Consider the following 21,178-nt stretch of genomic DNA (forward strand, 5'->3'; position numbering starts at 1 on the left):
GACCGGATCGGAAGCAATCGCGGTCGGCGCACGGCCCAAGGCGACGGATCAGTAGCGGTAATGATCGGGCTTGAACGGGCCTTCCGGCGTCACGCCGATGTAGCTGGCCTGCTTGGCCGTCAGCTTCGTCAGCTTCACGCCCAGCTTCTCCAGGTGCAGCGCGGCGACCTTCTCGTCGAGATGCTTCGGCAGCACGAACACCTCGTTGGCATAGTGGCCGGGCTTGGTCCAAAGCTCGATCTGCGCCATCACCTGGTTGGTGAAGCTGGCAGACATCACGAACGACGGGTGGCCGGTCGCGCAGCCGAGATTCACCAGCCGGCCCTTGGCGAGCACGATGATCTGCTTGCCGTCGGGAAACTCGACGAGGTCTACCTGCGGCTTGATCTCGGTCCACTTGTAGTTGCTGAGGCCCGCGATCTGGATCTCGCTGTCGAAATGGCCGATGTTGCACACGATGCTCATCGGCTTCATCGCCGCCATATGCTCGGCGGTGATCACGTCGGCATTGCCGGTGGCGGTGACGAAGATGTCGGCGCGCTTCACCGCCTCATCCATCGTCACCACCTCGAAGCCCTCCATCGCCGCCTGCAGCGCGCAGATCGGATCGATCTCCGTCACCAGCACGCGGGCGCCGCCGTTGCGCAGCGACTGGGCCGAGCCCTTGCCGACATCGCCGAAGCCGGCGACGGTCGCCACCTTGCCGGCGAGCATCACGTCCGTCGCGCGGCGGATCGCGTCGACCAGCGATTCCTTGCAGCCATAGAGATTGTCGAACTTCGACTTGGTGACGCTGTCGTTCACGTTGATCGCGGGGAAGGGCAGCTCGCCCTTCCTGGCGATGTGATAGAGGCGGTGGACGCCGGTGGTGGTCTCCTCGGAGACGCCGCGAATGTTCTTCACGGTCTCCGTGAGATAGCCGGGCTTGCGCGCGACGAACGCCTTCAGCGATCGGTGGAATTCCACCTCCTCGTCATTCTCCGGCTCGGCCAGCGCGTGGCCGGCCTCCAGCTTGGCGCCCAGCAGCGCGAACATCGTCGCGTCGCCGCCATCGTCCAGGATCATGTTGCAGGTGCGGCCGGTGCCGTCGTCCCAGTCGAAGATGTTCTGCACATAGTCCCAATATTCCGCCAGGGTCTCGCCCTTCAGCGCGAACACGGGGATGCCGGCGGCGGCGATCGCGGCGGCGGCATGGTCCTGCGTGGAGAAGATGTTGCAGGTGGCCCAGCGCACCTCGGCACCCAGCGCCACCAGCGTCTCGATCAGCACCGCCGTCTGGATCGTCATGTGCAGCGATCCGGTGATGCGCGCGCCCGTCAGCGGCTTGGCCGCGCCGAACTCCTCGCGCAGCGCCATCAGGCCCGGCATCTCGGTCTCGGCGATCCTGATCTCGGCGCGGCCATAAGCGGCCAGCGAGATGTCGCGCACGAGATAGTCGCTAAAGCTTTCGACGGGCAGGCTGGCCACGATCACGTCTCCCGGGAAGATGGGCGGCCGCCGGATGGCGGCCATATGGTCGCCCGGTTACAAGCCGGACGCGCCGATTGCAAATATAAAGACTTCTTTATGTCTTTATCGAGACAGGCGCGCCGGGTTGCGGCTCAGGCCGTGCCGGCGCCCGCCGCCAGCAGCCGCGCATCGATGCCGGCACTGTCGAAGCCCGCCGTCCAGCGCCGGTCCGCCGGTCGCTCGAACAGGATGGCGTCGTCGCCGGGCGTCGCGAACCAGCCATGGCGGGTCATCTCCATGTCAAGCTGCCCCTCGCCCCAGCCGGCATAGCCCAGCGCCACGATCCACCGCGCCGGCCCGGTGCCCTCGGCGATGGCGCGCAGCACGTCCAGGGTGCCGGTCAGCGCCCAGCGCCCGCCCACCTTCAGCGTCTCGTCGCCGATCCAGTCCTGGCTGTGCAGCACGAAGCCGCGCTGCGGCTCCACCGGCCCGCCGACATGCACCGGCGCGTCGGGTGCGTCGCCCGGCGCGATCTGGAGTTCGGCGAGAAGGCCATGCAGGCCCAGCCGCGGCACCAGCCGGCCCACGCCGATGCCCAGCGCCCCGTTCGGATCGTGCGCGCACATCGCGATCACCGCGCGTTCGAAGCGCGGATCGCCGATTCCCGGCATCGCCAGCAGATATTGGCCGGCGAGAGAGGCTGGTGCTTCCATCCCGTCATTTTATAGAGGGCTGTCATGGCGCGTCCACACTCCTTCCCCCAAATGCGTGATGGGCCGGCCGCGCCGGGCCGCAGCGGAGGCACGGGATGAACGATCACGCGCCCGCCGTCTCCGTGATCGTGCCCGCCTATGGCCTCGCGCATCTCGTTGGCGAGACGCTGCGATCGCTCCAGGCGCAGCGTTTCCAGGACTGGGAGGCGATCGTGGTGGACGATGGCGCGCCCGACGACGTCGAGGGCGCGTTGCGGCCGTTCCGGACCGATTCGCGAATCCGGCTGCTGCAGACCGACAATCGCGGCGTCGCCACCGCGCGCAACCGCGCGATCGGCCACGCCCGCGCGCCACTGATCGCGCTTCTCGACGGCGACGACCTCTACGAGCCGGATTATCTCGACACGATGGTCGCCGCGATCGACCATGATGCGCGGCTCGGCTTCGTCAGCTGCGACGCCACCTATTTCGGCGAGGCGGCGCGCGAGGGGCGGCGCTTCTCCGAGTTCAGCCCGCAGGTGCCGCCGATCACGCTCGATCGGATGATGCGACGCGAGTTCAACGTGTTCACCGCCTGCATCCTGCGGCTGGCCGCCTTCAACGAGGTGGGCGGCTATGACGGCACGCTGCCAGCCGCCGAGGATTTCGACCTGTGGCTGCGTCTGCTGGAGGCCGGGTGGCAGGGCGGCTATGTCGCGCAGGTGCTGGTGCGCTACCGGCGGCGGGCCGAGTCGCTCTCCCGCCAGACGGCGAAGATGATGGCCGCCCTCGCCCGCGTCTACCGCGCCGCCGCCGCCCGCCTGGGGCAGCGGCCGGAGGCCGGCGTCGCCGCCGAGATGGCCGCGCAGATAGAGCGGCAGACCGCGTGGGAGGAAGGCGACGCGCTGATCCGCGCGGGCCGCGTGCGCGAGGGGCTGCGCGTGCTGCGGGCGGCGCGCGCGTGGCAGCGATCGCGGCGGTGGTGGGTGGCGATGCCGCTGATGCTCGCCGTGCCCGCCCTCGCCAAGCCGCTGCTGCGCGGACGCCAGCGATGGAACGAAGCGGGCTGACCGGCCTTTCGCTTCCACCGCCGCCACGCAGGCGCGGCACCAGTTTCGACCGGAAGGACCAGATGATGACGATCAAGGTAGGCGATACGATCCCGGAGACCGGCTTCGTGAAGATGGGCGAGAGCGGGCCGGAGCCGGTCGATTCCGCCAGCTACTTCAAGGGCCGCAGGATCGCCTTGTTCTCGGTGCCGGGCGCCTTCACCCCCACCTGCTCGGCCAAGCACCTGCCGAGCTTCGTGGAGAAGGCCGATGCGCTGAAGGCCAAGGGCATAGACGAGATCGCCGGCACCTCGGTGAACGACGCGTTCGTGATGGGCGCCTGGGGCAAGAGCGCCGGCACCGACGGCAAGATCACGCTGCTGGCGGACGGCAACGGCGATTTCGCCCGCGCCGTGGGGCTGGAGATGGACGGCACCAAGTTCGGCATGGGCAAGCGCGGCCAGCGCTTCTCGATGGTGGTGAACGACGGCGTGGTCGAGCAGCTGAACGTCGAGGCGCCGGGCGAGTATAAGGTCAGCTCCGCCGAGCACATGCTCGAACAGCTCTGAGCCGATCGCCCGTCCGATCGGGCTACCGGCCGACGGGCGCGAACGTCACGCGATCGCGCCCGTCCAGCTTCGATCGGTAGAGCGCGTCGTCTGCCCGCGCGAGAAGCGCGTCCAGCGAGGCGTCGCCCGGCGCGAGTTCGGCGACGCCGAAGCTGGTCGTCACGGTCTGCGGCGGATCGATCGGCAGGTCGATCGTCGCCACGTCGCGGCGCAGGCGGTCGATCACCGCCACCGCCGCCTCGCCGGGCGTGTTGACCAGCAGCAGCACGAATTCCTCGCCGCCCAGCCGGCCGAACAGGTCGCCCTGGCGGATCGCCTCACCGATCCTGTCGGAGAAGCGGCGCAGCAGCGCGTCGCCCGCCGCATGGCCGTGCGCGTCGTTCACCGCCTTGAACCGATCGAGGTCGGCGATCGCCAATGACAGCGGCTGGGCGTGGCGCAGCGCGTTGGCCATCACCCTGCCCGCCGCCTCCTCGAACCCGCGACGGTTGAGGATGCCGGTCAGCGGGTCGCGCGCGGCCAGCGCCCGCATCCGCTCGGCCAGATCGGCGGCGAGCAGGAAGGTGATGAACAGGCCGGTGCCGGCATAGGCCGCCGGCAGCCCCAGCAGCAGCAGCCAGCGATCGAGATGGCCGAAGCGGCCGCCATCCAGCGCCGATCCGATGGCAACGGCGGCCACCGCGATGCTGAACAGCGCGAACAGCCACAGCATCGCCACCATCGACCGCTCGGCGGCGCTCGCCTGCTCGCCCCGGCGGCCCACCACCGCCGCCGCGCCGGCCAGCACCACGCCGCGAAACAGCAGCGGCGCGGCGCGCGTAAGCCATCCGGTCGGCGCGATCACGATCGATCCGATCAGCACCGCCACGATGAGCGCGCCGGCACCGGCGAACAGCAGCCGATGTTCCTCCACGCCGGCGCGCTGGCGGAAGCCCAGCGCCAGCAGCGCCGAAACCACCACCGAGAGGATATTGACCAGCAGGAACAGCCACGCGCTGCCGCCGCCCAGCACATGGACGAGGTTGATCGTCCACTGCACGGTGCCGATGGCGAAGGCGATCGCCCAGGTGCGGGCGTGGCGCGGCCGCTCCAGCGTCACCCACGCGATGGTGAGGATCGCCGCCAGCATCGCACTCAGCAGCAGCAGGGCGACGAGAACCGAAAGACCTTCGTGCATGCCCCTCCCCATCCCGCACCCGCCGCCGCCCGCCGCAGGTCAGGGCGCGGGCGCATCTAGATCAAAGGGATAGGCAGCCGCCACATGTCTTTGCGGAATCGTGGCTTTGTCGCGATCTGTCGTTCGTTTACCATGGCGCGACGCGCACGATCTTGCCTCACCAGCCGCACTGCCGGCCCTTGTTCTGCTCCTTCAGCCAGTCGGCCAGCGGCGCGAAATAAGCGAGCATCGCCGCGCCATCCATCTCGCGGGTGCCGGTGAAGGTCTCCAGCGCATCCGGCCACGGCTTCGACGCGCCCATCTTCAGCATCGCATCCAGTTTCTCGCCCACCGCCTTGTTGTCGTAGAAGGAGCAGCGGTGCAGCGGCCCCGTCCACCCGGCCTGGTCGCACGCCGCCTTGTAGAACTGGAATTGCAGGATGCGGGCGAGGAAGTAGCGCATATAGGGCGTCGTCGCCGGCACATGATATTTCGCGCCGGGATCGAACGCCGTCTCCGGCCGCTCGGCCGGCGGCACGATGCCCTGATATTGCAGCCGCAGGTCGGTCCATGCCTTGTTGTAGAGATCGGGCTTGATCGTCCCGTCGAACACGCCCCAGCGCCACTTGTCGATCAGCAGGCCGAACGGCAGGAAGGCCACCTTGTCCATCGCCTGGCGTAGCAGCAGGCCGATGTCCTTGTCCGCGCCCGGCACCTTGGCCGCATCGAGCAGACCGATCTTCACCAGGTAATCGGGCGTGATCGAGAGCGCGACGAAGTCGCCAATCGCCTCGTGGAAGCCGTCGTTGGCGCCGTCACGGTAGAGGAAGCTCTGCTGGTTGTAGGCGCGCTGATAGTAATTGTGGCCGAGTTCGTGGTGGATGGTGACGAAGTCGTCGCCGTTCACCTTGGTGCACATCTTGATGCGGATATCGTCCTTCGCATCGACATCCCAGGCGGAGGCGTGGCAGATCACCTCGCGGTCGCGCGGCTTGGTGATCTGCGATCGCTGCCAGAAGGTCTCCGGCAGCGGCGCGAAGCCCAGCGACGAATAGAAGCCCTCGCCGGTCTTCACCATCTTCACCGGATCGTATTTCTTCGCCAGCAGCAGCGCCGTCACGTCGTAGCCGATGCCCCCAGCCCCCTTCGGCGCGACGATATCGTAGATGTTGCCCCACTCCTGCGCCCACATGTTGCCGAGCAGGTCGGCGCGGATCGGCCCGGTCTTCGGCTGCACCGCATCGCCATATTTCTCGTTCAGGCGGGCGCGGGTGTAGCAGTGCAGCTCTTCGTAGAGCGGGCGCATCTGCTGCCACAGCCGATCCGTCAGCTTCGCGAAATCGTCCGCCGGCATGTCGTAGCCGGCGCGCCACATCGCGCCCAGATCCTTGTAGCCCAGCTCCTTGGCGCCCTGGTTGGCGATCTCGACCAGCCGGGCATAGTCCTGCTTCATCGGCGCGCCGACATTGTCGTGCCAGCTCGTCCACATCTCCTTCAACTGGGCGGGGTTGCGATTGTCGCCCATCGCCGCTTCGATGTCTGATCCGTTGATCTCCTTGCCGGCCAGCGTCCCCCGCCCCTTGCCGTAGAGCGAGGACATGCGCGTCGAGAGCTCGTTCAGCGTCTTGGCGGCGCCCGGGGTGGAGGGGGCCGGCAGCGTGATCGACTGTTTCAGCTTCGCCAGCTTGCGCGCGGTATCGTAGCTCAGCCCCTGCACGCCGTCGAAGCGGGCGGCCTGCTTGGCCAGCCGCACCTGCCGTTCCGTCGCCTGCGCGCCCACGGCGGCGGCGACCGCATCCGTGTCGTCGGTGATGTTGGTCGCGTTGATCCACTGCACCTGCTGCTCGAAGGTGGCGGCGTCGGTGAACTCCTTCTCCGCGGCGGCGACGAAGGCGTCGGCCTCCGCCACGGTCGGCGCGGCGGCGGCGGTGTCGGCCGGGCGGGATGCGGAGCGGGGCGCGGCCACCGCCGGCGCGGCGAACGCCGGCAGGGCGACGCAGGCGGCCAGCGCCAGCGCCGAAGTCAGGGTGCGGAACTGCATGATGATGCCCTCTGATGCCAGTTTATGGCACCGGGCGTGCGCCGGATCGGCGCGGCGCGTCAAGCGCCGGTTCAGCCGGCCAGGAAGTCGGCGATCGCCCGGCCCAGTTCCGGCCGGGTGACGGCGCTCATGTGGTTGCCGGGTATTTCCTCGAAGCCCGCATCCGGCAGCGCCGCCGCCAGCGCCCGGCCCGATCCGTTGTCGTCGTCCTCCGCGCCGGTGACGACCAGCATCGGCACGTCCAGCGTCGCCAGCGTCGCGGCCGGCGTATCGACGAAGGTGGCCAGGATGTGCAGCAGCGCCTGCGGATCGCCCTTGGTGGTCTTGAGGAACGCCTCCGTCATCCACTCGGACGTGCCGCGTGCGAAGCTGCCGAGGTTCGTCAGCACGTGGCGGAAATAGGCGCCGCGCCCCTGCGTATCGAGGATGCCGTCCAGCCCCATGCCGCACAGCACGGCGCGGCGCGGGCGGGCGCCGGCCGCCAGCATCCGCAGCACCGTGCGCCCGCCCAGCGAGTAGCCGGCGAGATCGTGATCCGGGCCGAGGCCGAGATGCGCCACCAGCGCGGCGCCGTCGTCCGCCAGCACGTCCGGCGGGTAGGCGGCGGCATCGTGCGGGCGGGCGCTGTCGCCATGCCCGCGCAGGTCCGGCATGATCACGCGGTGGCCGGCCGCCGCCAGCAAAGCGGCGTGGCCGTAGCGGATCCAGTTGGTGAACGCGTTGGAGAAATAGCCGTGGATCAGCACCAGCGGCCTGCCGCCGTCCGGCCCGGCGACGCGATAGGCGAGATCGGTGCCGTCGCGCGCTGCGAAGCGGTGAACCGGCAGGTCAGTCGGGGCGCTTGCCAACTTCGTTCATCCAGCGATCGGCGGGGAGGACATGGTCGGCCGTCCGATAGCCGGACGGGCCGCCCGTGTCACGCCGGCCTCATCGGGGCCCGGGCCACGACCCGCGCCGGAACATGCCGCCCCGGCCAACGGTTTACGCCGCGGAGTATCTGGGAGAGTGTCATGAGAAAGCAAAGTCTTGTGCTGGCGACGGCGCTGCTCGCGCTTACCGCATGCAACAATCGCACCGCCGAGCAGGCGGGCAGCGACGCGGCCGCCGCCGGCGCCTCGGCCGGCAATGCGATGGAGGCCACCGGCGCCGCCGTCGCCAACGCCGCCGATGCGATCACCCCCGCCGCCATCGCGACGCCGACCGCCGCCGAGTTCGTGCAGAAGGCGGCGATCAGCGACATGTACGAGATGGAGGCTGGCAAGCTCGCGCAGAAGATGTCCAAGTCCGCCGCCGTCACCAAGTTCGCCGGCGAGATGGTGAAGGCGCATACGGAGACGACGGCCAAGCTGAAGGCGATCACCGCCGGAGACGCCGCGCTGAAGCCGCCGGCGGCACTGGACGACGCGCACCAGAAGCTGATCGCCGACCTGAAGGCGGCGGCGCCCGACAAGTTCGATACGCTCTACGTCGATCAGCAGACGTCGGCCCACTCGGACGCCCTGTCGCTCATGAAGAGCTATGCCGACGGCGGCGACAATGCGAAGCTCAAGGCGTTCGCCGCCGAAACCGCGCCGAAGGTGCAGATGCACCTCGATATGGTCAAGCAGATCGACCATTCTGGCGTGCCGGACGCCCAGGCCGGCAACGCCGGCACCCGGCCGTAAGCGGGCGCGCCCTCCCCGATCCGGTCGGGGAGGGCGCCGCCCGGATCAGCCCTTCTTCAGGTGCCGCCGGCCCAGCAGCTCGGCGATCTGAACGGCGTTCAGCGCCGCGCCCTTGCGCAGATTGTCGGACACGCACCAGAGCGCGAGGCCGTTCTCCACGGTGGGATCCTCGCGCACGCGGCTGACGAAGGTGGCGAACTCGCCGACGCACTCGATCGGCGTCACGTAACCGCCGTCCTCGCGCTTGTCGATCAGCATCACGCCGGGCGCCTCGCGCAGAATGTTCTGCGCGTCCTCGGCGGAGAGCTCATTCTCCATTTCGATGTTGATCGCCTCGGAATGGCCGACGAACACCGGCACCCGCACGCAGGTGGCCGTCACCTTGATCTTGGGATCGAGGATCTTCTTGGTCTCGACCACCATCTTCCACTCTTCCTTCGTGTAGCCGTCGTCCAGGAAGCTGTCGATGTGCGGGATCACGTTGAAGGCGATCTGCTTGGTGAACTTCTTCGGCTCGGCCGGATCGCCGACGAAGATGTTGCGGCTCTGCTCGAACAGTTCGTCCATGCCCGCCTTGCCCGCGCCGGAGACGGACTGGTAGGTAGAGACGACCACGCGGGTGATCTTTCCCGCATCGTGCAGCGGCTTCAGCGCCACCACCATCTGCGCGGTGGAGCAGTTCGGGTTGGCGATGATGTTGCGCGCCTTGTACCCGTCGATCGCCTCCGGGTTCACCTCCGGCACGATCAGCGGCACGTCCGGGTCCATCCGGTAGAGCGAGCTGTTGTCGATCACCGTGCAGCCGGCGGCAGCGGCGATCGGCGCATATTTCTTCGTCGCTTCCGATCCGATCGCGAACAGCGCGATGTCCCAGCCCGCCCAGTCGAAATATTCGATGTTCTGGATCTTGTGCTTGCGGCCGGTCTCGCCGAAGTCGACCTCGTCGCCGGTGCTGCGCGAGGAGGCGAGCACGGCCAGCTGATCGATCGGAAATTCACGCTCGGCAAGGATGTTCAGCATCTCGCGGCCGACATTCCCGGTGGCCCCTGCGACGACGACACGATAGCCCATATCTTTATTCCCTGATGGGGCGCGTCACCCGGTCCGTCAGGCGGCTTGCCTGCCTCCGGGAGATCCCGGCCCTGCCGGAACGACGCGTGCATGTGGTGAACGGTGCGGACAAGCAAACGGCCGGTCTCCCCTGTGGGAGCCGGCCGCCTGCGAGGTTGGTGGGGAGCGTGGTGCTTACGCTTCCTTGGCCTCGGCGGCCGGGCGGGTATCGCGCCGCTCCGCAATACGGGCCGATTTGCCAGTGCGGCCGCGCAGATAATAGAGCTTCGCGCGCCGCACGACGCCGCGGCGGACGACCTCGATCGAATCGATGTTCGGCGAGTAGAGCGGGAACACGCGCTCCACACCCTCGCCGAACGAGATCTTGCGGACGGTGAAGCTGCTGCCCATGCCCTTGTTCGCGCGGGCGATACACACGCCCTCGTAATTCTGCACGCGGGTGCGCTCGCCCTCGACGACGCGCACGCCGACCTTCACCGTGTCGCCGGGACGGAATTCCGGCAGGGTCTTGTTCGCCTTGAACTTCTCGATGGCCTCGGCCTCGAGCGTCTGGATGAGGTTCATCCCATCACTCCTTCTGTCGCCGCGCGCCAGAGGGCGACTGGACCCGAGCGCCCTCATGGCGCTCCCAAAGATCCGGCCGCCTTAGCCGTGTATCGTCCTGGGCACGGGCCTTGCGCCATGCCTGGATCGCCGCATGATCCCCCGATCGCAGCACTTCGGGGATCGTGCGCCCTTCCCACTCACGCGGTCTGGTATAATGGGGATATTCGAGCAGCCCCGTCTCGAAGCTCTCGTCATCCCCGCTATGCGCCGCGCCCATTACGCCGGGCAGCAGCCGGATGCAAGCGTCCAGCAGGGTCAGCGCCGCCATCTCCCCGCCCGAGAGGATATAGTCGCCGATCGACACCGGCTCGATCGCGCGCGCCTCGAACAGGCGCTCGTCGATGCCCTCGAACCGGCCGCACAGGATGATCGCGCCCGGCCCCGCCGCCAGATCGCGCACCCGCGCCTGGCCGAGCGGACGCCCGCGCGGGCTCATCGCCAGCAGCGGCACGCCGGGGGCCTGTGCGGCCGCATCGTCCACCGCCCGCGCCAGGATATCGGCGCGCATCACCATGCCCGCGCCGCCGCCGGCCGGCGTATCGTCCACGCTGCGGTGGCGGTCGGTCGCATAGTCGCGGATCTGCACCGGCCGGCAGCACCAGCGCCCCTCGGCCAGCGCCCGGCCGGCAAGGCTGTGGCCCAGCGGGCCGGGGAACATCTCCGGATAGAGCGTCAGGATCGTCGCGGCAAAGCTCATCCGGCCATGCTACCGCGCGCGGCCGGTGGCGAGCGCGAACGACCAGTCGCCCCGCCCCTCCGCGCGCGCCTTGGCGGACGCGGCGGCGAAATCATAGTCCGCCTCCAGCAGGTCCACCGCGCCATCCTCCACCAGCGCGTAGCGCGCGCGGGGCGTGCCGCTCTCCATCACGTGCCAGTGCGGCAGCGGATCGGCGTAGGCCGGCAGGCCGACGCTGCCGGGGTTGGCGACGGTGCGGCCGTCCGCCAGCCAGAGCAGACGGGCGAGATGGCTGTGGCCGCAGAGCGTCAACCGCTCGCGCCGCCCCGCCAGCCGCTCCGCCACGGCGCCGGGCGCGGCCGGATAGGCGCCGTCCTCGCCCACATCCTCCAGCAGATAGGCAGAGTCGCTGGCCGGCGTGCCGTGGCAGAGGAAGATGTCCGCCGCATACTCCAGCGTCGATGGCAGCGTCGCCAGCCAAGCGAGTTGCGCCGGCCCCAGCCGCTCGCGCGCGAACCGATCGGAGGCGCCCATCGTGGCCAGATGCTCCTGCACCACCTGCCGATCCTGATTGCCCGCCAGGGTCGGCCAGCCGAGCGCCATCAGCAGCGCCGCCGTCTCGCGCGGCCAGAGCGGGCCGGAGACGCTGTCGCCGAGATTGACGAACGCATCGGCGCCGCGCGCGCGGGCATTGGCGATCACCGCCTCCAGCGCGGGCAGGTTGCCGTGAATGTCGGAGAGGACGGCCAGACGCATCTCGAACTCCGCTCCCGATCCGCCGGCCACATCCTGGCTACACGATGAAGCCGCGCTCCACCGTCAGCCGCGTCTCGTCCCACGTCGGCACGGCATCGGCGCTCATCGGCACCATGAACCGCTTGCCGCCCGGCCGCTCGACCTCGATCACGTCGCCGGCGCCGAAATTCTCGACCGCCACCACATGGCCCAGCGCCTCGCCGTCCGTCGCCACGCAGGCGAGGCCGATCAGGTCGGCATGATAATATTCGCCCGGCGCCAGCGGCGGCAGGTCGGCACGCGGCACCCGCAAGGCGGTGCCGCGCAACGCCTCCGCCGCCGTGCGATCGCCGATCTCGGCGAAGCGGGCGACGGCGCCGTTCGGTCCGGGCCGCACGGTCTTCAGGCTCAGGCGGCGGTCGCCCGCCTCGAAGGCGGGATAGGCGCGCAGATTGTCGGCATCGTCGGTGAACAGCTTCAGCCGCACCTCACCCGATACGCCATGCGCGCCGATCACCGCCGCCAGCGTCACCATCCGGTCCGGCGGACCATCGGCGCGCGTTTCGCCGTCAGGCGGCCCGGTCGGCCGATCCGTCGTCTCCGGCGGGGGTGTCGTCGGCTCCCTCGGCGGGTTGCTGGGACGAGACGCCCTGCCCGCCGCCTTCTCCGGCGCGGTCATCCTCGCGCGCGCCTTCGGCCTGATCCGGCTGGGTGGCGTTGGTGGACATGATGCACCTCCTCTATCGACAGTCGCATCACGAACGCCCCAGCCACCCGTTCGTGCCTCACGCCTCGGCGTCGGCGCTCTCGGCCGGCGCGGCGGCGGCCGCAGCGGCGGCGGCCTTCTTCTCGCGCTCCTCGGCGCGCTCAACGGCCTTCTCGCCGGGCTTGCCCTTGCTCGGGTTGCTGCGGGCGGACCGCTCCTTCAGGCCGGCGGCGTCCAGGAAGCGGGCGACGCGATCGGTCGGCTGCGCGCCGACGCTCAGCCAATGCTTCGCGCGTTCGGCATCCAGCACCACGCGCTTCTCGTCATCCTTGGCGAGCAGCGGGTTGTAGGTGCCGATCTTCTCGATGAAGCGGCCGTCGCGCGCGTCGCGGGAGTTGGCGACGACGATGCGATAGTAAGGACGCTTCTTGGCGCCACCGCGGGCGAGACGGATTGCAACGGACATTCGTACTTCCTTTCAGAGACTTGAGATTATTTCTTGCGGAACTGGTTGAAACCTGGCGGCAACCCGCCGGGGCCGCCGCTGCCGGGCAGCCCGGGCAGGCCACCCGCCCCCGGCGGCAGCTGCGGCATCCCGCCGCCGCCGAGCAGGCCGCCCAGCCCGCCACCCTTGCCGAGCATGGCGCCGAGCCCCTTCAGGCCGCCCATCTTGCGGATCTTCTTCATCGCGTTGGCCATTTCCTGGTGCATCTTCAGGAGCTTGTTCACCTCCTGCACCGTCGTGCCGCTGCCCTTGGCGATGCGGATCTTGCGCTTGGCGTTCAGCAGCTCGGGCTTGGCGCGCTCCTTGGGCGTCATCGATCCGATGATCGCGTCCAGGTGGACGAGCATCTTGTCGTCGCCCGCGCCGTTCGCCATCGCCTGCTTCACCTGCTTCACGCCCGGCAGCATCCCCGCCAGCGCGCCCAGGCCGCCCATCCGCTTCATCTGGTTGAACTGGGCGCGCAGGTCGTTCATGTCGAACTGCCCCTTCGCCATCTTGGCGGCGAGCGCCTCCGCCTCCTCGACCTGGATCGTCTCGGCCGCCCGCTCGACGAGGCTGACGACGTCGCCCATGCCCAGGATGCGGCCGGCGACGCGGGCCGGCTGGAACAGCTCCAGCCCGTCCAGCTTCTCGCCCGTGCCGACGAACTTGATCGGCTTGCCGGTAACGGCGCGCATCGAGAGCGCAGCGCCGCCGCGGGCATCGCCATCCATGCGCGTCAGCACCACGCCGGTGAGCGCCACCTGCGTGGAGAAGCTGGTCGCCACGTTCACCGCGTCCTGACCGGTCAGCGCATCGACGACGAGCAGGATCTCGTGCGGCGTCGCGATGTCCGCGACGGCCTTCATCTCCTCCATCAGCGCCTGGTCGACATGGAGGCGGCCGGCCGTGTCCAGCATCAGCACGTCATAGCCCTGCAGCCTGGCCGCCTGCAGCGCCCGCCGCGCGATGTCGACCGGCGACTGCCCCTGCACGATCGGCAGGGTCGCGACCTTGGTCTGCGTGCCGAGCGTCGCCAGCTGCTCCTGCGCGGCCGGGCGATTGACGTCGAGCGACGCCATCAGCACCTTCTTGCGGCCCTTCTCGGTGAGCCGCTTGGCGATCTTCGCCGTCGTCGTCGTCTTGCCGGAACCCTGGAGGCCGACCATCATCACGATCGCCGGCGGGGTGACGTCCAGCTCCAGATCGGCCGCGTCCGATCCCAGCATCTCGACCAGCGCGTCGTTGACGATCTTGACGACCTGCTGGCCCGGCGTGATTGATTTCAGCACCGACTGGCCGACCGCCTTCTCGGTCACGCCGTCGACGAACTGGCGCACCACCGGCAGCGCGACGTCGGCCTCCAGCAGCGCGATGCGCACCTCGCGCAGCGCTGCGCGCACGTCCGCCTCGTTCAGCGCGCCACGGCCGCGCAGGCGGTCGAACACGCCGCCCAGCCGATCGCTCAAGCTCTCGAACATCGCCACACTCCCGGCGCGCAACACGCCCTGAAACCTTGCCGAACCGCGCCGAACGCATAAAACGCCGGCGGGCGAAACCTCGCCGGCCGGCGTGCGCCCAAGGGCGCTGCCTTCACGTCCTTCACGGAACGATCGCGGCGGCCCCTAGCCCAGCCCCGGCGGGGAAGCAAGGTTTAACCGCTTCTACACGCCTGTCGGCGCATTGCCGGCCCATGAGCCATCCCACCAGAAACGGATCGCGCGCGCCCGCGGCACGCGCCGCCGCACCCGTGCGCGCCGCCCGCCGCGACCTGCTGACCGGCGGCATCACCGTGGCCGCGATCCTGATCTTCGCCGCCACCGGCAGCCGCGCCCTCACCGCCTTCGTGGCGCTGCTCGGCGGCAGCGGCGGCGGCATCGATGCGATGCTGGCCAGCGCGGTGCTGCTCAACATCGCGCTGATGCTGTTCGGCTGGCGCCGCTACCGCGACCTCTCGGTCGAGGTGGTCGAGCGCGCCGCAGCGGAGGATCGCGCCCGCACGCTGGCCGCCAACGATCCGCTCACCGGCCTGCTCAACCGCCGCTCGCTGGCGGAAGGCGTCGCCAGCCTGCTGGGCCGGGCCGAGCAGCGCGGCAAGACGGTGGCGATGCTGATGATCGATCTCGATCACTTCAAGACGGTCAACGATCTCCACGGCCACGCCACCGGCGACGCGCTGCTGCGCGCCGTCGCTATCGCGATCGAGGAGCTGCTGCCGCCCAACGCCCAGATCGCCCGGCTGGGCGGCGACGAGTTCGCCTGCGCCTTCCTCTACGATGCGGTGCGCCCCGGCACCGTGGACATCGTCGCCGAGCGGATCGTCGCACGGCTGGCCATCCCGTTCGAGGCCGGCGGCGTCCGCGCCCACATCACCGGCTCGCTCGGCATCGCCCGATCGGATCAGGACTGCACCACCGGCGAGGCGCTGATGCGCCGGGCGGATATCGCGATGTATGCCGCCAAGAAGGCCGGCCGCAACCGGCTCGACTGGTTCGACCCGGCGATGGAGCGGGAACTGCACGCCCGCAACGCGATCGAGGCAGGCCTGCGCGCCGGCATCCCCAAGGGCGAGATCGTGCCCTATTACGAGCAGCAGATCGATCTCGTCACCGGCCGGATCAACGGCTTCGAGGTGCTGGCCCGCTGGGAGCACCCCACGCGCGGCCTGATCCCGCCCGACATGTTCATCCCCGTGGCCGAGGATGCCGGGCTGATCGGCGATCTCTCCCTCTCCGTGATGCGGCAGGCGTTCGAGGAGGCGCGCGGCTGGGATCAGGAGCTCACCCTCTCGGTCAACATCTCGCCCGCGCAGCTGAAGGACCCGTGGCTGGCGCAGAAGATCGTCAAGCTGCTCGTCGAAACCGGCTATCCGCCGCAGCGGCTGGAGATCGAGATCACCGAGACCTCGCTGTTCGAGAATCTCGGCCTCGCCCAGTCGATCGTCGGCAGCCTGAAGAACCAGGGCATCCGGCTGGCGCTCGACGATTTCGGCACCGGCTATTCCAGCCTCGCCCACCTGCGCGCGCTGCCATTCGACCGCATCAAGATCGACAAGAGCTTCGTCATGTCGATGGTCGACAATTCGGAGAGCGCGGCGATCGTCAACGCCATCACCAAGCTGGGCGACAGCCTGGGCCTGCCGATCACCGCCGAGGGCATCGAGGACGGGGCCATCGCCGAGCGGCTGAAGGCGATCGGCTGCCACAAGGGCCAGGGCTATCATTACGGCCACCCGATACCGATCACGCAGGTCCGCAAGCTGCTGGCCGACCGCTCCCTGCTGCCGAGCGGCCGCGCAGTGGCGGCGGAGCCGGCCCGGACCTTGCGGCGAACGGGCTGACGTCGCACCGGGAGTGCCGGCGCCGAATACCCGCACCTAAATCAGCCCTCGCAGGCTGGTAGAGAGCGACGGCAAGTCCTCACAAGACGAGCGCCGCGTGTAAGCTGCGTTCGCAAGGCTGGCGCGGCCCAACCTGACAGTTTAAGAACGAGGCGTTGCTGATTCGAGACGATCGAGTATTCACCGTTACTGGCATCACACAGCCGATATGGTGACGAAACATTCCATTTCGGTTGAATGATCCCGAATACCTATCATCTCGAATTGCAGCAAGCATCGCGGATTTTCGTTTTGGGAGGGTGAGCGGTGACGATCATCGTCAAGGGTGGTGGCGAGAAGGGCCAGCCGAGCCATGTCAGCCATGAACAGGCAGGCAAATATTATGCCTCGGCCATAGCCTATCTCAGCAAATCGCCGGTCGCCAAACATGTCTACGAGGCGCTGGAGTCGCTGCCCAACGAGATCCCCGTGTTCGTCACCAATTGCGACGGCGAGGATTATTACGCCCACGCCCACGCCGGCGGCGGCTTCATCAGCTGGGATCCGCTGAGCGCGCTCGAGGTCGTCCACGGCGGCTGGCAATCGCCGGCGGTCGCCCTGATCCACGAGATGTATCATGCGTATCAGGAATATGTCCTCAAGGACATCTACCCCAACATGCCGAAGAAGCTGGTCTCCACCGGCCCGGGAACGGTGAAGGCCGAGATCAGCAAGGAGGAGGTCGACACGGTCGTGTTCGAGGCCAAGGTGTGCAAGCAGCTCGGCATGGTCGGCCACGGCAACGAAACGGCGCGCGCCTCCTATTTCCGCTGCATCTCCGCACGTCCGGTCAAGAGCCCCACCGCCACCGGCGCCTGACGCGCGGGCGGCGCATCGGCCGCTGTCGAAACGCTTTCCACGTTGGCAGGCGTTCACCTGCCCCCGAACTCGCTTCAGTCGCGCGGCACCTGCCACCGGATCGTCATCCAGTCCCTGCCGGTGACGGGAAGCCCGGCCGCGTCCCGCGCCGGCCGGTAGCTGCCCCGGGCGATCGTCAACACGCAGGCGCGCCGATCGAGCTCCGGCTTCTCCGAGGGTCGCCGCGAGGATGGCGGCTCGTTGCGGGAATGTCCAATATGCCGCGCTCGCCTTCCCGGTGCCGTCTGCCGCGATGGACATCCCTCCGCCCCGTCCCTAGATCGCGCGCATGGCGCTTCGCTTCCACAAGATGCACGGGCTCGGCAACGACTTCGTCGTGATCGACGCGCGCGAGGCGGCGGTGGCGCTGGATGCCGGCCGCGTCCGCGCGCTCGCCGACCGCCGCATCGGCGTCGGCTGCGACCAGCTGATCCTGATCGGCCCCGGCCGCGATACGGACGTGACGATGCGCATCTGGAACGCGGACGGATCGGAAGTGTCCGCCTGCGGCAACGCCACGCGATGCGTGCCCGTGCTGCTTGGCCGCGACTGCACGATCGAGACCGCCGCCGGCATCCTGACCGCCACCCTCGCCGGGGACGGCGCGACCGTCGACATGGGCGTTCCCCGGTTCGACTGGGATGCGATCCCGCTCGCATACGCGGTGGATACGATGCGGCTGCCCACCGGCTGGGGCCCGCTGGACGGGCCGGCGGCGGTGAACGTGGGCAATCCCCACCTCGTCTTCTTCACCGAGGACGCTTACGCGATCGATCTCGCCGCGATCGGCCCGGAGATCGAGACCGATCCGCTGTTCCCCGAGCGGATCAACGTCAACGTCGCCACCATCGTCGCCCGCGACCATGTGACGATGCGCACGTGGGAGCGGGGCGCCGGCCTCACCCGGGCGTGCGGCACCGGCGCCTGCGCCACCTTCGCGGCCGGCCGCCGGCTCGGCCGGCTCGACCCCGCCGTCCGGCTCGATCTGCCCGGCGGCACGCTGAGCCTCGCCGAGGGCGCGGGCGGCCGGCTGCTGATGAGCGGCCCGGCCACGCACGTCTTCACCGGCGAGACGGGCCTGTGAGCGGGCCGCAGCTCATCACGCTCGGCTGCCGCCTCAACATCGCCGACAGCGAGGCGATGCGGGCGATGGCGGCGGATCAGGACGATCTCGTCATCGTCAACACGTGCGCCGTTACGGCGGAGGCGGTGCGGCAGGCGCGCAAGGCGGTGCGCCGCGCGCATCGCGAGCGGCCGGACGCGCGCATCCTCGTCACCGGCTGCGCCGCGCAGATCGAGCCGGCGGCGTTCGCCGCGCTGGCCGGCGTGTCGCGCGTGCTCGGCACCGGCGACCAGAAGGCCGCCGCCTTCCGCTTCGCCAGACCGGGCGCGGCCGACATCGTCGTGTCGGACGTGTTCGCCGTGCGCCAGCACGCGCCGCATCTCGCCACTGCCTTCGCCGAACATGCCCGCGCCTTCGTGGGCGTGCAGACCGGCTGCGATCACCGCTGCACCTTCTGCGTGATCCCGCAGGGGCGCGGCGCCAGCCGCTCGGCGCCCGCCGGGCTGGTGGTGGATCGCATCGCCGCGCTCGTCGATGCCGGCCATGCCGAGGTGGTGCTGACCGGCGTCGATCTCACCAGCTACGGCGCGGACCTGCCCGGCGCGCCGACCCTGGCCGGCCTGGTCGAGCGGATCCTGCGGCACGTGCCGGCGCTCGCCCGGCTGCGGCTCTCCTCGCTCGATTCGATCGAGATCGACGAGCGGCTGTTCGAGGTGGTGACGGGCGAGGCGCGGATCATGCCGCACCTCCATCTGTCCCTTCAGTCGGGCGACGACATGATCCTGAAGCGGATGCGGCGCCGCCACCTGCGTGGCGAGGCGGTGCGGATGATCGCGCGGCTGAAGGCGGCGCGGCCGGAGATCGCGATCGGCGCGGACCTGATCGCCGGCTTTCCTACCGAAACCCCGGCGATGGCGGCGAACACGCTGGCGCTGATCGACGATTGCGACGTGGTGTTCGGCCACGTCTTCCCCTTCTCGCCGCGCCCCTTCACGCCGGCCGCGCGCATGCCACAGGTGGCGCCGCAGGTGGTTCGCGCCCGCGCCGCCACGCTGCGTGCCGCCGCCGCCGCCCGGCGCGCGCGCTGGCTGGCGGGCCTCGCCGGCACCACGCAGCGGGTGCTGGTGGAGCGGGACGGCCGATCCGGCCACGCCGCCAACTTCGCCCGCGTGCGCCTGACAGCGCCGTGCCCGCCCGGCGCGATCGCCGCCATCCGCATCTCCCACGTCGAGGACGATAGCTTGATCGGTTGCCCCGCATGACGCAGACGCCCCCCGCCCCGCGCGCCTGGCACGAGAAGATCCTCGGCGGCTTCCGCCGCACCTCGGACAAGCTCGGCGAGAATCTCGCCGGCCTGTTCACCAAGGCGCAGCTCGATCGCGAGACGCTGGACGGGATCGAGGAGGCGCTGATCGCCTCCGATCTCGGCCCCGCCACCGCCGCCCGCATCCGCGACCGGCTGGCCGACGAACGCTACGATCGCGACATCGACGAGGCCGGCGTGCGCGCCGTGATGGCGCAGGAGATCGCGGCCATCCTGGCCCCGGTCGCCAAGCCGCTGGAGATCGAGGCCTTTCCTCGCCCGCAGGTGATCCTGGTGATCGGCGTCAACGGATCGGGCAAGACGACGACGATCGCCAAGCTGGCGCACCTGCTGCAGGAGCAGGATTATTCGGTGATGCTGGTTGCGGGCGATACCTTCCGCGCCGCCGCGATCGGCCAGCTGAAGGTGTGGGCGGAGCGGATCGGCGTGCCGATCATCTCCGGCAAGGAGGGCGGCGACGCCGCGAGCCTGGTGTTCGAAGGCGTCAGGCAGGGCACCGAGACCGGCATCGACGTGCTGATCGTGGACACCGCCGGGCGGCTGCAGAACAAGGCCGGGCTGATGGACGAGCTGGCGAAGATCCGCCGCGTGCTCGGCCGGCTGAACCCGGCCGCGCCGCACGACGTGGTGCTGGTGCTGGATGCCACGACCGGCCAGAACGGCCTGAACCAGATCGAGGTGTTCCGCGACAGCGCCGGCGTGACCGGCCTCGTCATGACCAAGCTGGACGGCACCGCGCGCGGCGGCCTTCTGGTGGCGGCGGCCGAGAAGTTCGGCCTGCCCGTCCACGCGATCGGCGTCGGCGAGAGCCTGGACGACCTGCGCCCGTTCGACGCGCAAGAGGTGGCGCGCGCGATCGCGGGGGTCGAGGCATGAGCGAGGCGCGAAAGGAGGCGAGCCCCGGCATGCGCCTGGCGCTCGATCTCGGGCCGCTGGCGATCTACTTCCTGGCCTATTCGCTCACCGGCAAGAACATCTTCGTCGCCACCGGCGTGTTCATGGCGGCCACCTTGGTGGCGATGCTGTGGTCGCTGGCGCGCTATCGCCACGTCAGCGCGATCCAGTGGTTCTCGGCGGTGATGGTGCTGCTGCTCGGCGGCCTGACGATCTGGCTCCACAAGGAGTGGATCATCAAGGTGAAGCCGACGATCTACTATCTGACCGTCGCGGGCATCCTGCTGTTCGGCCTGCGCACCGGCCGGCCGACCTTGAAGCTGGTGCTGGGCGGCGCCTATCCCGGCCTCACCGAGCGGGGCTGGACGCTGCTCTCGCGCAACTGGGCGCTGTTCTTCGCGGCCATGGCGCTGGCGAACGAGGCGGTGTGGCGCACGACGAGCACCGATTTCTGGCTGGGCTACAAATTGTGGGGCGCGATGCCGGCGACCCTGATCTTCGCCCTCGCCAACATCCCCATGCTGATGCGCCACGGCATGAACGCCGAGGTGGAGGCCCGGGAAGGGCCGCCGCTGCCGCCGCAGGAGTGAGGCGGCGCTCTCCGCCTAGCCAGCGCGGTCAGCCGGCGGGCACCAGCAGCGCCATGAACAGCAGGGCATCACCGAGCGCCAGCGCCAGCAGCATCGATCGCGCCGCTACCCGTTCCATCGTCCGCACGCTCCGTCTCCCTCTTTCGCGAGGGGTGTCGTGGCGCCGTGACCT

The 21,178-nt window shown here is 69.4% G+C and carries 22 protein-coding genes; 9 read left to right on the plus strand and 13 right to left on the minus strand.

The window, feature by feature from the left end; translation table 11 throughout:
• Window positions 1-48: 48 nt before the first annotated feature.
• Together ahcY and GNT64_RS06705 are read right to left on the minus strand one after the other, a co-directional pair.
• Complete coding sequence (gene ahcY, locus GNT64_RS06700; protein WP_422396633.1) at window positions 49-1,458, minus strand: adenosylhomocysteinase; 1,410 nt, start codon at window positions 1,456-1,458, stop codon at window positions 49-51.
• Between the two features lie 143 nt (window positions 1,459-1,601).
• On the minus strand, window positions 1,602-2,162 hold the full coding sequence (locus GNT64_RS06705; protein WP_156678800.1) for a YqgE/AlgH family protein: 561 nt from the start codon (window positions 2,160-2,162) through the stop codon (window positions 1,602-1,604).
• A 95-nt stretch (window positions 2,163-2,257) separates the two neighbouring features.
• Between GNT64_RS06705 and GNT64_RS06710 the strand changes: the two genes are divergently transcribed.
• Both GNT64_RS06710 and GNT64_RS06715 read left to right on the plus strand, forming a co-directional pair.
• A complete protein-coding gene (locus tag GNT64_RS06710; RefSeq protein WP_156678801.1) occupies window positions 2,258-3,211 on the plus strand; it encodes a glycosyltransferase family 2 protein in 954 nt (317 codons plus the stop codon).
• A 65-nt stretch (window positions 3,212-3,276) separates the two neighbouring features.
• Entirely contained in the window at window positions 3,277-3,759 is a 483-nt protein-coding gene (locus GNT64_RS06715) for a peroxiredoxin (protein WP_156678802.1), read from the plus strand.
• Window positions 3,760-3,781: 22 nt separating this feature from the next.
• On the opposite strand, the gene GNT64_RS06720 is transcribed toward GNT64_RS06715, so the two are convergent.
• From GNT64_RS06720 to GNT64_RS06730, 3 genes are all read right to left on the minus strand, one after another.
• Window positions 3,782-4,936, minus strand: a complete 1,155-nt coding sequence (locus tag GNT64_RS06720) for a GGDEF domain-containing protein (RefSeq protein ID WP_197277304.1) — start codon at window positions 4,934-4,936, stop codon at window positions 3,782-3,784.
• A 157-nt stretch (window positions 4,937-5,093) separates the two neighbouring features.
• Window positions 5,094-6,956: a M2 family metallopeptidase gene (locus GNT64_RS06725; RefSeq protein WP_197277305.1), complete on the minus strand. Its 1,863-nt coding sequence runs from the start codon at window positions 6,954-6,956 to the stop codon at window positions 5,094-5,096.
• A 71-nt stretch (window positions 6,957-7,027) separates the two neighbouring features.
• Window positions 7,028-7,804, minus strand: coding sequence for an alpha/beta fold hydrolase (locus GNT64_RS06730; RefSeq protein ID WP_156678804.1), 777 nt, complete (start codon window positions 7,802-7,804; stop codon window positions 7,028-7,030).
• A gap of 162 nt (window positions 7,805-7,966) precedes the next feature.
• Between GNT64_RS06730 and GNT64_RS06735 the strand changes: the two genes are divergently transcribed.
• Window positions 7,967-8,620, plus strand: a complete 654-nt coding sequence (locus GNT64_RS06735; RefSeq protein WP_156678805.1) for a DUF4142 domain-containing protein — start codon at window positions 7,967-7,969, stop codon at window positions 8,618-8,620.
• A 45-nt stretch (window positions 8,621-8,665) separates the two neighbouring features.
• Here the strand turns inward: GNT64_RS06735 and GNT64_RS06740 are convergent, their stop codons facing one another.
• From GNT64_RS06740 to ffh, 8 genes are all read right to left on the minus strand, one after another.
• Window positions 8,666-9,691 carry an aspartate-semialdehyde dehydrogenase gene (locus GNT64_RS06740; protein ID WP_156678806.1) on the minus strand — a complete coding sequence of 342 codons (1,026 nt, stop codon included), beginning with the start codon at window positions 9,689-9,691 and terminating at the stop codon, window positions 8,666-8,668.
• A gap of 174 nt (window positions 9,692-9,865) precedes the next feature.
• Window positions 9,866-10,255: a 50S ribosomal protein L19 gene (gene rplS, locus GNT64_RS06745; RefSeq protein ID WP_156678807.1), complete on the minus strand. Its 390-nt coding sequence runs from the start codon at window positions 10,253-10,255 to the stop codon at window positions 9,866-9,868.
• 4 nt (window positions 10,256-10,259) lie between these two features.
• Window positions 10,260-10,994: a tRNA (guanosine(37)-N1)-methyltransferase TrmD gene (gene trmD / locus GNT64_RS06750; RefSeq protein WP_156678808.1), complete on the minus strand. Its 735-nt coding sequence runs from the start codon at window positions 10,992-10,994 to the stop codon at window positions 10,260-10,262.
• A 9-nt stretch (window positions 10,995-11,003) separates the two neighbouring features.
• Window positions 11,004-11,729 carry a metallophosphoesterase family protein gene (locus GNT64_RS06755; RefSeq protein ID WP_156678809.1) on the minus strand — a complete coding sequence of 242 codons (726 nt, stop codon included), beginning with the start codon at window positions 11,727-11,729 and terminating at the stop codon, window positions 11,004-11,006.
• Window positions 11,730-11,766: 37 nt separating this feature from the next.
• A complete protein-coding gene (gene rimM / locus GNT64_RS06760; protein WP_156678810.1) occupies window positions 11,767-12,243 on the minus strand; it encodes a ribosome maturation factor RimM in 477 nt (158 codons plus the stop codon).
• A 34-nt stretch (window positions 12,244-12,277) separates the two neighbouring features.
• A complete protein-coding gene (locus GNT64_RS06765) occupies window positions 12,278-12,436 on the minus strand; it encodes a hypothetical protein (RefSeq protein WP_156678811.1) in 159 nt (52 codons plus the stop codon).
• Window positions 12,437-12,493: 57 nt separating this feature from the next.
• The gene (rpsP, locus tag GNT64_RS06770) at window positions 12,494-12,880 is read right to left on the minus strand and encodes a 30S ribosomal protein S16 (RefSeq protein ID WP_156678812.1); all 387 of its coding nucleotides are present in this window, start codon (window positions 12,878-12,880) and stop codon (window positions 12,494-12,496) included.
• Window positions 12,881-12,906: 26 nt separating this feature from the next.
• Entirely contained in the window at window positions 12,907-14,379 is a 1,473-nt protein-coding gene (gene ffh, locus GNT64_RS06775; protein ID WP_197277306.1) for a signal recognition particle protein, read from the minus strand.
• A 212-nt stretch (window positions 14,380-14,591) separates the two neighbouring features.
• On the opposite strand from ffh, the gene GNT64_RS06780 reads away from it, so the two are divergent.
• From GNT64_RS06780 to GNT64_RS06805, 6 genes are all read left to right on the plus strand, one after another.
• Entirely contained in the window at window positions 14,592-16,238 is a 1,647-nt protein-coding gene (locus GNT64_RS06780; protein WP_156678813.1) for a putative bifunctional diguanylate cyclase/phosphodiesterase, read from the plus strand.
• A 306-nt stretch (window positions 16,239-16,544) separates the two neighbouring features.
• Entirely contained in the window at window positions 16,545-17,096 is a 552-nt protein-coding gene (locus GNT64_RS06785) for a type III secretion system effector protein (RefSeq protein ID WP_156678814.1), read from the plus strand.
• A 328-nt stretch (window positions 17,097-17,424) separates the two neighbouring features.
• Window positions 17,425-18,219, plus strand: coding sequence for a diaminopimelate epimerase (gene dapF, locus GNT64_RS06790; protein WP_156678815.1), 795 nt, complete (start codon window positions 17,425-17,427; stop codon window positions 18,217-18,219).
• Window positions 18,216-19,460, plus strand: a complete 1,245-nt coding sequence (gene mtaB / locus GNT64_RS06795; RefSeq protein WP_156678816.1) for a tRNA (N(6)-L-threonylcarbamoyladenosine(37)-C(2))-methylthiotransferase MtaB — start codon at window positions 18,216-18,218, stop codon at window positions 19,458-19,460. Before dapF ends, mtaB begins: the two co-directional genes overlap by 4 nt.
• The gene (ftsY, locus tag GNT64_RS06800; protein WP_156678817.1) at window positions 19,457-20,398 is read left to right on the plus strand and encodes a signal recognition particle-docking protein FtsY; all 942 of its coding nucleotides are present in this window, start codon (window positions 19,457-19,459) and stop codon (window positions 20,396-20,398) included. The genes mtaB and ftsY overlap by 4 nt, the downstream gene beginning before the upstream one ends.
• Window positions 20,395-21,006: an inner membrane-spanning protein YciB gene (locus GNT64_RS06805; RefSeq protein WP_231639341.1), complete on the plus strand. Its 612-nt coding sequence runs from the start codon at window positions 20,395-20,397 to the stop codon at window positions 21,004-21,006. The genes ftsY and GNT64_RS06805 overlap by 4 nt, the downstream gene beginning before the upstream one ends.
• The last annotated feature ends 172 nt before the right edge of the window (window positions 21,007-21,178 follow it).

The organism is Sphingomonas profundi, assembly GCF_009739515.1.
In the GTDB taxonomy this organism is placed as follows: Bacteria; Pseudomonadota; Alphaproteobacteria; order Sphingomonadales; family Sphingomonadaceae; genus Alterirhizorhabdus; species Alterirhizorhabdus profundi.

Bases quoted from the DNA above. Each gene is read 5' to 3' on its own strand.
- GNT64_RS06735 (WP_156678805.1), top strand. From the start codon at position 7,967: ATGAGAAAGCAAAGTCTTGTGCTGGCGACGGCGCTGCTCGCGCTTACC.
- GNT64_RS06780 (WP_156678813.1), top strand. From the start codon at position 14,592: ATGAGCCATCCCACCAGAAACGGATCGCGCGCGCCCGCGGCACGCGCC.
- GNT64_RS06705 (WP_156678800.1), bottom strand. From the start codon at position 2,162: ATGGAAGCACCAGCCTCTCTCGCCGGCCAATATCTGCTGGCGATGCCG.
- ftsY (WP_156678817.1), top strand. From the start codon at position 19,457: ATGACGCAGACGCCCCCCGCCCCGCGCGCCTGGCACGAGAAGATCCTC.
- GNT64_RS06720 (WP_197277304.1), bottom strand. From the start codon at position 4,936: ATGCACGAAGGTCTTTCGGTTCTCGTCGCCCTGCTGCTGCTGAGTGCG.
- GNT64_RS06740 (WP_156678806.1), bottom strand. From the start codon at position 9,691: ATGGGCTATCGTGTCGTCGTCGCAGGGGCCACCGGGAATGTCGGCCGC.
- GNT64_RS06805 (WP_231639341.1), top strand. From the start codon at position 20,395: ATGAGCGAGGCGCGAAAGGAGGCGAGCCCCGGCATGCGCCTGGCGCTC.
- rimM (WP_156678810.1), bottom strand. From the start codon at position 12,243: ATGGTGACGCTGGCGGCGGTGATCGGCGCGCATGGCGTATCGGGTGAG.
- trmD (WP_156678808.1), bottom strand. From the start codon at position 10,994: ATGAGCTTTGCCGCGACGATCCTGACGCTCTATCCGGAGATGTTCCCC.
- GNT64_RS06710 (WP_156678801.1), top strand. From the start codon at position 2,258: ATGAACGATCACGCGCCCGCCGTCTCCGTGATCGTGCCCGCCTATGGC.
- GNT64_RS06715 (WP_156678802.1), top strand. From the start codon at position 3,277: ATGACGATCAAGGTAGGCGATACGATCCCGGAGACCGGCTTCGTGAAG.
- ffh (WP_197277306.1), bottom strand. From the start codon at position 14,379: ATGTTCGAGAGCTTGAGCGATCGGCTGGGCGGCGTGTTCGACCGCCTG.
- rpsP (WP_156678812.1), bottom strand. From the start codon at position 12,880: ATGTCCGTTGCAATCCGTCTCGCCCGCGGTGGCGCCAAGAAGCGTCCT.
- dapF (WP_156678815.1), top strand. From the start codon at position 17,425: ATGGCGCTTCGCTTCCACAAGATGCACGGGCTCGGCAACGACTTCGTC.
- rplS (WP_156678807.1), bottom strand. From the start codon at position 10,255: ATGAACCTCATCCAGACGCTCGAGGCCGAGGCCATCGAGAAGTTCAAG.
- GNT64_RS06755 (WP_156678809.1), bottom strand. From the start codon at position 11,729: ATGCGTCTGGCCGTCCTCTCCGACATTCACGGCAACCTGCCCGCGCTG.
- GNT64_RS06725 (WP_197277305.1), bottom strand. From the start codon at position 6,956: ATGCAGTTCCGCACCCTGACTTCGGCGCTGGCGCTGGCCGCCTGCGTC.
- GNT64_RS06765 (WP_156678811.1), bottom strand. From the start codon at position 12,436: ATGTCCACCAACGCCACCCAGCCGGATCAGGCCGAAGGCGCGCGCGAG.